This is a genomic window from Flavobacterium rhamnosi (genome assembly GCF_048286515.1).
GTDB lineage: Bacteria > Bacteroidota > Bacteroidia > Flavobacteriales > Flavobacteriaceae > Flavobacterium.
The window spans coordinates 22,699-35,945 of record NZ_JBLVPS010000002.1; the positions used below are offsets into that span (position 1 = coordinate 22,699).

Annotated in this window: 10 protein-coding genes; all 10 read right to left on the minus strand. The window is 33.9% G+C overall.

Annotated features, from left to right (window positions below):
- Nucleotide 1 precedes the first annotated feature (1 nt).
- Nucleotides 2–1,405, minus strand: a complete 1,404-nt coding sequence (wzx, locus tag ACNQGN_RS01620; RefSeq protein WP_417986137.1) for an O-unit flippase-like protein — start codon at nucleotides 1,403–1,405, stop codon at nucleotides 2–4.
- Nucleotides 1,398–2,705: a protoporphyrinogen/coproporphyrinogen oxidase gene (locus tag ACNQGN_RS01625; protein ID WP_417986138.1), complete on the minus strand. Its 1,308-nt coding sequence runs from the start codon at nucleotides 2,703–2,705 to the stop codon at nucleotides 1,398–1,400. The genes wzx and ACNQGN_RS01625 overlap by 8 nt, the downstream gene beginning before the upstream one ends.
- A complete protein-coding gene (locus tag ACNQGN_RS01630) occupies nucleotides 2,702–3,229 on the minus strand; it encodes a dTDP-4-dehydrorhamnose 3,5-epimerase family protein (RefSeq protein WP_417986139.1) in 528 nt (175 codons plus the stop codon). Before ACNQGN_RS01630 ends, ACNQGN_RS01625 begins: the two co-directional genes overlap by 4 nt.
- On the minus strand, nucleotides 3,210–4,103 hold the full coding sequence (locus ACNQGN_RS01635) for an NAD-dependent epimerase/dehydratase family protein (RefSeq protein WP_417986140.1): 894 nt from the start codon (nucleotides 4,101–4,103) through the stop codon (nucleotides 3,210–3,212). The genes ACNQGN_RS01630 and ACNQGN_RS01635 overlap by 20 nt, the downstream gene beginning before the upstream one ends.
- Complete coding sequence (rfbG, locus tag ACNQGN_RS01640) at nucleotides 4,096–5,178, minus strand: CDP-glucose 4,6-dehydratase (protein WP_417986141.1); 1,083 nt, start codon at nucleotides 5,176–5,178, stop codon at nucleotides 4,096–4,098. The genes ACNQGN_RS01635 and rfbG overlap by 8 nt, the downstream gene beginning before the upstream one ends.
- A gap of 1 nt (nucleotide 5,179) precedes the next feature.
- Nucleotides 5,180–5,950, minus strand: coding sequence for a glucose-1-phosphate cytidylyltransferase (gene rfbF / locus ACNQGN_RS01645; RefSeq protein WP_417986142.1), 771 nt, complete (start codon nucleotides 5,948–5,950; stop codon nucleotides 5,180–5,182).
- A gap of 115 nt (nucleotides 5,951–6,065) precedes the next feature.
- Nucleotides 6,066–6,305: a hypothetical protein gene (locus ACNQGN_RS01650; RefSeq protein WP_417986143.1), complete on the minus strand. Its 240-nt coding sequence runs from the start codon at nucleotides 6,303–6,305 to the stop codon at nucleotides 6,066–6,068.
- Between the two features lie 534 nt (nucleotides 6,306–6,839).
- On the minus strand, nucleotides 6,840–7,904 hold the full coding sequence (locus ACNQGN_RS01655; protein WP_417986144.1) for a Wzz/FepE/Etk N-terminal domain-containing protein: 1,065 nt from the start codon (nucleotides 7,902–7,904) through the stop codon (nucleotides 6,840–6,842).
- 155 nt (nucleotides 7,905–8,059) lie between these two features.
- Nucleotides 8,060–10,486, minus strand: coding sequence for an SLBB domain-containing protein (locus tag ACNQGN_RS01660; RefSeq protein WP_417986145.1), 2,427 nt, complete (start codon nucleotides 10,484–10,486; stop codon nucleotides 8,060–8,062).
- Between the two features lie 389 nt (nucleotides 10,487–10,875).
- The gene (locus ACNQGN_RS01665; protein ID WP_417986146.1) at nucleotides 10,876–13,245 is read right to left on the minus strand and encodes a GumC family protein; all 2,370 of its coding nucleotides are present in this window, start codon (nucleotides 13,243–13,245) and stop codon (nucleotides 10,876–10,878) included.
- Nucleotides 13,246–13,247 lie beyond the last annotated feature (2 nt).

Sequence of the window (13,247 nt, forward strand, 5' to 3'; positions counted from 1 at the left end):
TCTAATTTATTTTCAATTTTGCAAACGTTTCTTTCATTCCAATAGTAATAAATGAAAAAAAACTAATTCCAAACTCTCTACAAACCTCGTAAGGCCATTTCCAATTTGCATAAACAACTTGAGACAACCCTTGCACTAGTACCAAGCCAAGCACACCATAAGTTGTATAAGTCAATGAAAAATAGTCCCCTAATACAATTGCTACTCCCGCTACTAAAGACGATTTTACAAATGGTATATTATTTTTGGTGATAATAAATCCTGCAAAATTAGAATGATTTCCTTCTAACAACACAATTAATGTAAAAATACTCATAATCAAAACTGATGGCAACTTAGCGTTTGCACCAATTGCAATCAACAACCAAGGGCATACAAATATCAAGAAAACAGCTCCCAGTACAAACAATAGATAATATACATTCATACTATAAGCAAACTCTTTTAAAAGTTTTTTCTTCTCTCCATTCACTCTTAGTGCAGAAAATCGAGATTGATTTATTACAAAGGAAGTTGCGGACACTGTACTAACCAACCCGACAAGCTGTATCATCAATCCATAAGAGGCAATATCCGATAATGGTAAATACAAGCCAGCCAAGAAAAGACTGAATTTATTGATTGCATAAGCACCAATAAAAACAAGACCTAATTTCCGTGCATTATGCCAAACTACATTAAAGAGATCAATCTTTTCTTGTTTTGAAATAACATAACTATTTATTTTACTTTTTAATTCTTCTGTAAAAAAGAAACGATAAGAAATAATTCTGTTAAAAAAAGGAGCTATAAAATTGGCTATTACAACACCAATCAATCCGAATCCTGAATACAGAAAAACAAATGCTAAAACAACATAAACTAATCTTGAATATACTATTGCTTTTCGCGATTCCATTATCATTCCTTTACCAACAAGTAAAGCAGTGTAAAAGGAATAAAATATTTCAAAAAAAACTGAAAATGAAAAAACTAACCATATGATTAAAGTGTTTTCTACACTGTGAAAACCATTAGTAACTTCATAAACATACCAAGTTCCAAAAGTAAGCATTGTAGTCAAAACAACTAACCCTATACGTCGATAAACATATTGCGCAGTGTAAATCATCGTTGCTAACAATCGGTAATTGACGCCTGTTGAATTATCCACAACTTCAATACCTTCTTTTTGTAAACTTTGTGCTCCACCAAAAATATAGGATATATTGCGACCAAATTGTGAAGCAAAACCAAAATCAAAAAGAGATACCAAAGAACCGAATGTTAGTAATAAATAATTCAGCCCTATTTCTTCTTCGCTTAGCATCCTAAGTATCAAAGGCAAAGTGATAAGTCCTGATGCTATCGAAAAAAACTGCGCAAAATACCCCCAGAAAATATCTTTTTTCGAAATATTAATCATCTGATTTGGTAGCCTTCTCTAATTTATTAATTAATTTTAATGCTCCGTCTCTGCCGCTTAATAAACTCTGATCGCTCCAAAAATATTCCCATTCACCAAATCTTCCAACAGAGATTATATCATTTTGCACTAAATAATCTATAACTATTTTTCTGTTTACGTAAATAGCATGGTCAAAAACAACATTGGCGTATTTCTCACTTCTAATGTCTTTCACTATCAAATCTTCTTCTTTAAACAAACCAATAGAAATAAACTTATCTATTGTCTGTTCTAATATTTCAGAATCACTAATACCTAACTTCTTCCCTCTATTATAATAAATTTCTGCCTGAATAGAACTACACCCTTTAGGTGCATTATCCGACGATTTCATACTTGGTGAATACACACGTGCTGGTAGAATGTCTTTATCATAAATATAAAACCATAATTTATCAGCTATCTCTGGTTTATTAAACCCTAATGAAACCAAATATCCTGAGGTGTAATTCAATTTCTCACTAGCCTCTAAAACATATTCGGGAACGTTATTAATCAACTTACAAATTTCCGTTAAAGGCAAACTGGAAATTAAATTATCAAATTCATAAGTTTTCCCATCTGTAAGACGTATCGTTTTATTATGTAAATCTATTTTATCAACTCCGGAATTTGTTCGTATATCAATATCCCTTACCATTGGAGTAATAAATGCTTTATATCCTCCTTGTGAAGGATAACGCATCTCCTTGGCATAATAAGTATTTGGAGTTTCTGAGCTTTCGCAACCTCTTTCAACTTCTTCCAACGAAGGTTTGTACATTCTACTACCAACCCATTTTGTCTCTAACTCTTTAGCTGTAATAGTCCAATATTTTTCGGTGTATACCATTGGGAAATTTTCCGCAAAATAATCTCCGTACTGAACTCTAAGCCATTCTTCATAATCTTTTATTTCAGAAACAGATTTATCTTTACGGCTTTTAAAATCATCAACAATTTTTTCCTTTTCAACTTTTTTTAATGGAAATAAATTATTTTGAGCGGGATGTTTTAACCAATGACCCTTATAAAAATTATAAGACAGTGGCTCGTGTGAGATATATTTGGTTTGAAAAAAAATATCATTTACGTATTTATCATTCGCAAAAGAAAAATGAACAAATTTGTCAAATCGAAATCCTTCAATACTAAAATTATCTAATAAACCGCCCCAATTATTATTTTTTTCAAAAATAATTGACTCGACATTATTTCTTTTCAATTCATATGCAGCTGCAATTCCAGATATACCAGCTCCTAAAATGACATTTCTCATTTAAAATCTTTAAATTCTAGTAATTCAATATCTCTATCTGAAAGAATCGGATTTTCAATTTTCCAGTCATAACCAAAACTATCCCATTTTATCCCTAGATCGTGCTGTGCAGAATGCACTTTTGTTGCACAATACATTGTAATCGTATTATCTTCCAAAACTTTATAACCGTGAGCACAGCCTTCGGGGATATATAATGCTTTTGGCGTTTTATCATTCAATTCAATTTCAAAATATTGACCAAATGCTTCTGATTCTGGTCTCAAATCTAAAACAACATCCATAACAGAGCCATTTATAACGGAAACCAATTTTTCGCATGCCATTTCTCCAATTTGAAGATGCATTGCTCTAATAACACTTTTTTTCGATTTAGTAAACCATGTTTCTTTAAATTCAAGATTAACTCCTAATTTACTATAGTGGTCAAAATTAAACGGTTTAATTAACTCCCCTCTCAAATCTTCAAATCGTAGCGCGTCGATGATGTAAAGTCCCGGTATTTTAGTTTCTGTTATTTTCATTTTGTAATATTATTTGTTTAACACCATCTTCCAAATTAAATTTTGGAAACCAGTTTGGAATCCTGTCAAATTTCGGTTTACAATCCATAATTTCACGATCTCTATAACTATAGAATCCTGGATTTGTTTTCAAATCTTTGTCAAAAACTTTACAAATATGCCTTATCATCTCATTTAGAGTAAAGCTTTCATTTCCATACACATTGTATGTAGTCGATTTTTTAAGCGTGTCTGACAACAGTAATTCAATTGACATGCAAAATGCTTCCACAACATCATCAATATAAACATATCTTATTGTTTGATTCCCTGGTGACATATTAAAAACTTCGTTTTTATTAAAAGCATCAATAACCAAATTTATAAATTTAGGTCTGTTATCTCTCGGCCCATAAGTATCATATAATGATAGAGTAATGCTTTTTAATAAATTTGCCTCCGAATAAAACTTCAAAATATCATCAAAAGCCTGCTTTGTGGCTGAATAAAAATTTTGAGGATTATAAGAACTCTCGTCTATTGATTGAGCATAAGTGCTGGTATTTATAAATCGCTTTATGTCATTTTCTTTTGCATACTCTAACAAATGAACACCCAACATTATGTTTGTTCTTAAAATATTATCAACTAAACCCGTCGTATGTTTAGGCACAAATACAGTGGCAAGATGCACGATAATATCAATTTTTTTATCAATAGCTAATAATGAATCAAAACTCCCATCATAATTTATCCAATGAAGCCTTTCATCTATTTGGATAGGAGCTGTTTTATTATATATTGCATAAATTTCAAAACCTCTATTCAACAACTCCTTAATTAAGTTACTTCCTATATAGCCAGTACCGCCAGTAATTAAAATTTTATTATTCATTCAAAAATTCTTTTATCTGATTAGTTGTAAAATCCAAAATTCCATTTTTGTTAGAGTTAAACTCACTATACCAGTCCATTGTCATACTCACCGCTTTTTCCGCATTCATTTTTGGCTGCCAATTTAATTCTGAAATTGCTTTACTGATATCCAATTTCAGTAGTCCGGCTTCATGAGGTTGCCCCTCTTCTTTCTCCACCTTATACTCGCCTTTACCCCAACTGGCAATGGCTAATTTTAACATCTCTTCAACCGAAAGCGCATCGGATAGATGTGGCCCAAAATTATAAGCTTGGCTAAATTGAATAGGTTTTGTGGCTAAATTGGCTCCCAACAACAAATAGCCCACTACAGGTTCTAAAACATGTTGCCAGGGTCTCACCGAGTTCGGATTGCGAATTACAACAGGTTTTTCTACGGCAAATGCTTTGGCAATATCTGGCACCAAACGATCTTGTGACCAATCCCCACCACCAATTACATTTCCGGCTCTCGCTACCGAAATCGCTTTTTGGTGTGTATCGTAGGCTTTAGTATTAAAAAAGGAGTTCCGATAGGAATCGATCACCAGTTCAGTACAGGCTTTACTTGCACTGTAAGGGTCATAACCGCCTAATCTATCGTTTTCCCTATAAGGATAAATCCATTCGTTATTGTGGTAGACTTTATCAGTAGTGATTAAGACCACTTGACACTTTTTTTCGAGTACACGAACGGCATCCAATAGATTAGCCGTTCCAATAACATTGACTTCAAACGTTTCGGCAGGAATTTCATAGGACAAACGCACTAAAGGTTGTGCAGCCAAGTGAAAGACAAAATCAGGTTGAAAATTTACAATTTCTTTTTCCAACCTTTTTTTATCTCTTAAATCAACAATGACCGAAGTACAAATAGTATCCCCATCAATTAAATGAAATAAATCGTCTTTCGTCTTTGGTGCTAATGCATATCCTTTTACTTCTGCTCCTAAGAGCGACAACGTTTTTAATATCCAGGCGCCTTTAAAACCAGTATGACCCGTTAAAAAAACTTTTTTCCCTTTATATGTTTCTTGTAGTTTTCTAAACATCATATTACCAAGTTTTCCAAGCAGCAGTTTTCGCTTCCCAACTTTCTTCCAGTTCTACTTTATCTCTGAGGGTATCCATGGGTTTCCAGAACCCTTCATGCAGGTGTGCCCCCATTTGACCCTCAGCAGCCAAACGTTCCATGGGTGCCTTTTCAAAAATAGTGCTGTCCCCTTCTATGTAATCAAACACTTCCGGTTGACACACAAAAAAACCACCATTAATCCACGCACCATCACCTTTAGGTTTTTCCAGAAAAGAATCTACTTGATTTTCAGATCCTAAATTTAAAGCACCAAATCGTCCAGAAGGTTGAACGGAAGTAACGGTACAAAGTTTTCCGTTTTTTTGATGGGTCGCTACTAAATCCTTGATATTTACATTTGAAACTCCATCACCATAAGTAAGTAAGAAAGGTTCGTTTCCAATATGCTTTTGAACGCGTTTGATACGTCCGCCAGTCATGGAATTTACTCCCGTATCTACCAAAGTAATGGTCCATGGTTCAGCTTCCGATTCATGAACCTTAACCGAATTATTTTTTAAATCAATCGTAACATCTGATTTGTGCATAAAATAATTAGCAAAATATTCTTTAATCACGTAGCCTTTATATCCCAAACAGATGACAAAGTCATTATATCCGTATGAGGAATAAATCTTCATAATGTGCCAAAGTATAGGCATTCCACCAATTTCGACCATCGGTTTTGGTCTTAACACTGTTTCTTCTGAAAGCCTGGTTCCTAGACCTCCTGCTAATATAACTACCTTCATTATTATCTTTTTATGATTTTAAATTTCTAAATATACACAGTAAATAACCTTCTCTTTCTTTAGATAATCCTCTCATTCGCATTTTACCTTTTTTTAATTTTGCTTTACAGGTATTTCAATTTCCTGTCTGACAAGGATAAGGCAGCTCGATTCCAGCATCTAAAGCCGATCCCAAAACATTTTCCCTTTTTAGTTCTTCAACTAAAGCATGATTTCCTTGAAAATTGATTTTTAATTCATGTGGTTTAATATCCTCAAAATTTTCTGGCTCTTTGTAGAATTCTAAATCCTCAGAATAAATATTTTCTTTAGGGCATTTTAAAATATTCAATGTCTCTTTAATCGTATTTTTCAAATTAATTGAACCGCAAATGTAATGCTTTGTCTGGTCAACATCTACATCTTATAGTAAATCCCAAATGAACTCTTTGTTAATTCGACCTCTTATTTCAAAATGTTGTTTGCATCATGGACTGAGTGGGTATGAAAATACCATACTTTTAAATTAACCGGATACATTATGCGTACGTGATTAAATAACTTCTAAATACAGTCAATTGAAAATTTTCTTTACATAAACTAGATTTATGGTACTTCCTGGATTTGAAATTAAAACTTCCTTTATTATTGACTTTAATAGTTTATTACCGCTACTAACCCTCAAAAATAAATTTGGTTACTAGTTTCACTATTAACAAACACAAAATCTCCCATTGGTTCCATCGCTTCAACAACGTCCCCAATTTATATGCTATCATGCACAAAATTAAAAAAAACATCGTCAGGAATTAATAGCGGATTCTAAAAAAGCATCTGCCGAAAGAGCAGAAGAAAAAGAATTGGGTATTCTATTCTCAACCTTTAATTCGAAAAAACAAGGTAAGAAACCCTATGCTGTCAATTGCTTCAATAATCTCCTAACGATTAAAATCAACACCACCAAGAACCCCACTAAAAATCCTCCCATTATAATCCCTTTAGCTTTCCCGAACTTCTTTTGTGCCAATGGCAAAATAGGTTTGTCAATCACTTGAATTAATGGGGTTTCTTTACGCAAAGTGACTTTGGCTAATTCAGTTTGTTTTACTAATTCGGTCAAAATTGCTGTATTCGCCTGTACATCGACCTGTTTTCTCGCTGAAGGCGCTCGTCTTACATTCATGGCGGGGTTCAACCCAAAGGTATTGTCATTGGCAACCGCCACACCGGTAATGGCTCCGTTTAGTTCGCGGCGAATAGAATCCGTTTGTCTTTCTAATATCGCCATATTCATTCTTGCTTTTTTACTTTTTGTAGTAACATAAAAATCAGAAACTTCTTTTGCTAATGCTTCTGTAAAATATTTTGCAAACAACTCGTTAATAGACACCACATCAATACTGATTACAGATACTTTTTTGTCTTTTTGACCAACAGTTAATGCGCTAGTAGATATATCTTCATATATAACTCCCAGGATGCTGTCATGTACTCTAGTAAAAGAATTACGCTTGGCATTAGGTAAAAACTGGATGTCCTTGAATTTGGGACTATCGTCCCATTTGCTTCTCCATTCGCTATTCTGAATATACATTTCAGCCAAAGAAACACTCCGGCCATTGAAAGTTACAGGACTCAATAAAGTTTGCTCCACCATAGAACGGGACTTAAACAATTCGGTCAAATTAGAACCCGTAAAAATACTGCCGCCACCACCTCCGAGGTCAAACCCAAACTGGCTTGCCAAACCTAAGGCTCCACCTAACCCGCCGGATTTCTCATCTTCTAGCGCAAAGGATAGCGTAGCAGTATATATAGGTTTTTTGATAAAGGAATATGTTAATCCAATTCCAGCTCCTATAATTCCTGCTAACACAATAATTTTCCATTGTGAAAATAAATAAGCGAACCAATCTTTGCCTTTTTCTATTAACTCCTTTAAAGATATTTCGTCGTTAGGGTTTTGTTCGTTCATGTATCAAGATTTTACGCTTGTATTTAATTTATTATTGTAAACTTTTATTGAAAAACGGTTAATCAATAGCCTCAAGATTTTTTTGTCAGCATCGGGAAAGTAGGTGTAAACTAATCACTTAATACTGATCATTGACTACTGAATTTTGGTCACTACTACCTCAATATTGCAATAATAACTCCCGCCAGACTTGCAATTACTCCTGCAATACTGACAAATTCACCTGTACTGATCTTTTTTACTTCCGGTTTTTCTGGCACTATAATTTGAGAGCCCGGACTTATTTCAGGATACCTCCTAAAAACCAGAAATGAACGCGTTACAGCCGCCTTACCGTTTGGATAAATGATATACGCCTTCTTCTTCCAGCCTTTGTTATCGATACCGCCAACGGCATTCAAATAGTATGCAAATCCTCTACCTTTATCATATGGAATCTCCGAAGTTAAGATAACATTCCCACTTACTTTAACACCTTCATTGAAAGTAGCCACTTCAATTTCGTCTCCGGGAAAAAGTGTTACATTAGTATTACTTTTTGGGTTTTTGACAATGGACTTCCAATCTACTGGTATAGTTGCAAATTTCAAATCTTCTTTTAATCTTTTTGTCAATTTTTTTTGGATACTGTCTTTTTTACCCAAATTCAAATTCACATTTTCCAAATCTTCAATTTGTTTGGCCTGTATTGGTCTTTTGATTTTTACTCCTTCAATATTGGCAACAGATGTCAAACCACCCGCTCTTTGAATAATATCATAGACTCTATCTTTCTTGTTAGCCAAAACATACTTCCCTGCATAATGGACAGCTCCGCTTATTACTACCATTTCAGGTTTGTCATATACTGCCATTTTACGGATATTAACCACATCAAATGGCTGCAATTCAAAGTTTTTCAACTGCTCATTGTTGTTTGCCGTAATTTCGATATTAAATAGTTCTGCTTTATTAGGATTTGTATCATCTATTTCTTCCGATTTTATCATTCGGGCAACCTCTACTCTTTTTGAAGCTGAACCGGTCAATCCACCTGCTTGCACAAATAAATCATTCAAGGTTAAATTTTCATAATAAGCATAAATCCCCGGCTTTTTAATTTCGCCATCAATGGTTATTTTATATTCTTCGACAAAATCCAAAATCGAATATACTGTTACGATGTCTTCTTTATGCAATGCAATATCAGCTTCTAGATCCCCTTCTAAGGCTTTAGCCAAATTTACATTGACTATTTCCGTAGTCAAATCAGATTTCATTCGTATAATTCTAGCTCTATTGCTATACGCATCTTCTTTTAATCCATCCGCTTTTGCAATCAGATCTGAAATGCGCATGCCTTCATAGAAGGAATAAGTATCTGGTCTAAAAACGGCACCGTCTATTTTAATACGGTTTTCATATCGATCTAAAATTTTAGTGATTCTAAAAACATCCCCTGACAGAGGTTGGTAGGTATTAAATTCTTCGTATTTGACATCTCGAACTTTAAATTCTTTATTAGTTTTCTGCAATACATTTACCGATGCGGTATATGCAAATTCATTAAACCCGGAAGCAAACGTCAATAAATCGGAAAACGTTTCTCCTTTTTTCATTTCAAAAATTCCGGGGCGTTTTACCTGTCCTTCCACAGTAACTCTTTGATTGTATGCCGGAATCCGGATGACATCATTATCTTTCAATCCCACATTATCGGATTGATCTCCATTTACCAAGAAATGATAAATATCAATGTTTTTATAAACTACATTATTTCTCAATAATTCTATGTTTCTATAACTTCCGTTCTTAGCCGGACCCCCTCCTAAAAATAAGGCATTATAAACGGTGGCTAAGGAAGATATCGAATAATTACCAGGTTGTCTGCTTCCTATTAATGTTACTCTGATGGTTCTGATTCGACCGAGACTAATCCCAACTTGCGATTGCCCCGACGCTACTGTACTATATACTCTAGCGAGAGCATTTTTTATTTTTTGGGTAGCTGCTTCAATAGTCATTCCTGAAACTAGAATCTGGCCTACATATTGAATGTTTACTTTACCTTCCATGGTTACCGGCACTGAGGTATTAAACTCCTGCACTCCATAAACGCTGATTTGCAACTCGTCTCCAGGTCCTAATATATAATTGACTGGAGTAGCCAGTTTCAAATTGGGCTCAAAATTCAATTCTGGGTTATCAAACAGTTCAGAACCAAAAATTAACGAATTAATGGTATCTTTCTCTTTTCTATTTACGATCTTGTCCTGTTTTCTGGTGAGCTCTTTAGCTTCAATTTCGCCCTTTAGGTCATCTTTTTCATCAAGATTTAAAGAATTTGAATTTCCCTCTAAACGCAATTTTAACTTAGCAAATTCGCTTGCTTGCATTCCTTTTGACAAAGCAATAGGTTCCGCTTGCTCAATAGTAACATTATTGGTCTGTAACTCTGTTTTTATTTTTGCGATATCACTATCCGATAAATAATCCACTTTTAATGTACTTAGATCTGTACTTTTAAACAGATCCTGTGCTAGCATATTTGAGGACTGAAAAAGGGCTATAAAAAATACAGCAACAATAATTATTTTTCTCATATTTAATCTAAAATTTACAATTCATTTATCCCATCCTATTAAAAAAAAACGTCGCAGCCCGCACAACAATTAAAAACTCCGCACGGCTTCGCCCTAGTAAGCCACATATAAAGGCATACTCATTTTTAAAATCTTACAAAGCTAGAGTAAAATTACAGGAAAATCTATAGTTTCAGTAGGAAATATAAAACAAAAAAGCTTTCTATTTGATTTATATTAAAGTACCAAAGAACAAACCCTGCTAATCTTTTGCGAAAGTAATCACAATTGTTTCTAAATGAAAGAAAAATGTGAATTCTATAAGGAATAGCAGTATTAAATAGAAAAAAGTTTACAAAATAAAAATATTCTGTAAACTTTTAAACTTATTTTGATTCAAAAACTGGCAGTTATACCTTAAAAACCTTTTTATACCAAGGCGCTTTTTCTACTTTTACACCATAGCCATAACCATAGCCATAACCCTTGGTAGAATCAGTATCATTAAGAAGCATACACATATTTGGTAATTTTTGCTCTTTGTATAATGCATTTGGAATATTGAGCATGCGCTTTTCTAAAAAGTTAGCTCGTGCCACATAAATAAAGCAATCAGCATGCTTCGCGATCAACAAAGTATCGGTTACTAAACTAACCGGAGCGGTATCTACGATAATATAATCGTATTTTTCTTTTAAATCTTTAAAAAGTGAATCTACTTTTTTATTCATCAATAATTCCGCAGGATTAGGAGGTATTACACCCGCTGGCAGTACATGGAAATCTTCATAACCCTCATACTTAACGATTAAATCTTCCAGAACTAGATCTTTCGAGGATAAATAATTAGTAAAACCACGGTCTGGCAAAGTCAGATATTCATCTAATCTTGGATTTCTAATGTCCATACCTATCAACAATACTTTTTTTCCTGACAAGGCAAAAGTTGCAGCGAGATTTACAGAAACAAAGGTTTTTCCTTCTTTGGGAAAAGTAGAAGTCAAAAATATTGTCTTTGCTTGATCATCAGGAACCTTACTCAGCATAAATTCCAGATTTGTTCTAATAATACGTAAGGCTTCTGCCGAACTTGTTCTGCTTTCTGATTTTATAATTTCCGAAGGACTATCCGAAGTAGGAACATCCCCAATAAATGGAATCAGTGTTTTTCCATCCAAGTCCAATCGGCTTTTAATTTTTGTATCTAACAAATCATCTGTATATATTATTCCAAAAGGAACCAGTAATCCAAACAACAAACCCGCTAAATAAATGACACTTTTTTTAGGCGATACAGGCTTTTTATCTGCCTTTGCAACATCGATGACTCTAGCATTTGGTTCGGTAGCCGATAAAGAAATTGCAGTCTCTTCTCTTTTTTGCAATAAATACAGATACAACTCTTCTTTTACTTTTTGTTGCCTGGCTATTACTCTAAACTGACGTTCTTGAACTGGAATTTTCTCGATTTTAGCATTCAACACACCCTCATTACTGTTTAAATCTCTTTTTTGAATAGTTAAACTGGATTGTAGTCTTTGCAAACTTGCTGCAACAGTAGATTTTAGTGATGCAATTTGCTGATCCATTTTAACCACCGATGGATTCTCTACAGTAGCAGATTTCAAAATCCTGTTGCGGTCCAATACCAATTGATTGTAAGAACTAATTAATCCCGACGCATCTCCATCTCCAGCAATGATATTACTGGGAAGCAAATCAGAATTACTGCTTTTCTTCATGAAGTTCAACATAGAAGACACTACATTTAACTGAATTTCAGCCTCTACCCCTTTTTTATCATATTCATTAGATCCTTCAATAAAAAGTTTCGCTTCTGATTCGATATCGGTAAGTTTATTTGACTTTTTAAAACTTTCAACATCTTGCTCCACCCCATCCAATTCTTGAGTAATTAATGTCAATCGCTCGGCAATAAATTTCGAAGTGTTTTCTGAAATAAAATTCTTATCGGCCGCAGCATCTTCATTATAAATCTGAATTAGATTATCTAAAAAAGCTTCCGCTTTTTTCACTACAGGATCACTGATTGACACGGCAACCACACTACTTGTTTTACTTACCGGCTCCACCTTTAGCCGCCGTTGAAAACTCCCAACGACATTCTCAAGAGGACTTATCAAGATGGTAATCGATTTCTTATAATCATTAAACCTATTACTAGTAGATTTAGTAATAATCAAACGTCCGTATTTAGTTTGGATTTGTTCTCCATATCGAAATTCTTTTTTACTACTTAAAAGTATCTTCGAACTCTCATTCCCCAATTCATTTTCCAATTCAAAGGTTTTAGATGTGAGCTCCGTAAATTTAAAATCCATTTTACTTTCATAAAATTGATTAGTTTTATCTGCAAAATACAGTTCAATTGGGGCTTCCTGATAAATTTCTCTATCCACAACTTTCCCTCTAACCACTAAAGTAGTGTTTAGATTGAGTTTTTTTACGGTACTTTCTACTAATTTTCTAGACTTTAAAATTTCAATTTCATTATCCAAATTACTTTTCATACCTCCACCTATTCCCATATCCGAAAAAACAGAAAGTTCAGAAAGCATGCCACCTTTTTTCTCATCTTTTACTAATATGGTGGCTGATGCCTCATATTGCGGTATGGTGTATCTTAAGTATAAAAAAGCGAAGAGCAAACTTAAACAAACGCCTATTAAAAACCATTTCCAGTGTATGGAGTATTTATATAAAATTTCCTTAAATTGAAAATCACTCTCGAAATCTTCATCAAAACTGCTATTTTCCATTC

Excerpts from the sequence above, each read along its gene's own strand:
- wzx (WP_417986137.1), bottom strand. The coding sequence starts at position 1,405 with ATGATTAATATTTCGAAAAAAGATATTTTCTGGGGGTATTTTGCGCAG.
- ACNQGN_RS01625 (WP_417986138.1), bottom strand. The coding sequence starts at position 2,705 with ATGAGAAATGTCATTTTAGGAGCTGGTATATCTGGAATTGCAGCTGCA.
- ACNQGN_RS01630 (WP_417986139.1), bottom strand. The coding sequence starts at position 3,229 with ATGAAAATAACAGAAACTAAAATACCGGGACTTTACATCATCGACGCG.
- ACNQGN_RS01635 (WP_417986140.1), bottom strand. The coding sequence starts at position 4,103 with ATGAATAATAAAATTTTAATTACTGGCGGTACTGGCTATATAGGAAGT.
- rfbG (WP_417986141.1), bottom strand. The coding sequence starts at position 5,178 with ATGATGTTTAGAAAACTACAAGAAACATATAAAGGGAAAAAAGTTTTT.
- rfbF (WP_417986142.1), bottom strand. The coding sequence starts at position 5,950 with ATGAAGGTAGTTATATTAGCAGGAGGTCTAGGAACCAGGCTTTCAGAA.
- ACNQGN_RS01655 (WP_417986144.1), bottom strand. The coding sequence starts at position 7,904 with ATGAACGAACAAAACCCTAACGACGAAATATCTTTAAAGGAGTTAATA.
- ACNQGN_RS01660 (WP_417986145.1), bottom strand. The coding sequence starts at position 10,486 with ATGAGAAAAATAATTATTGTTGCTGTATTTTTTATAGCCCTTTTTCAG.
- ACNQGN_RS01665 (WP_417986146.1), bottom strand. The coding sequence starts at position 13,245 with ATGGAAAATAGCAGTTTTGATGAAGATTTCGAGAGTGATTTTCAATTT.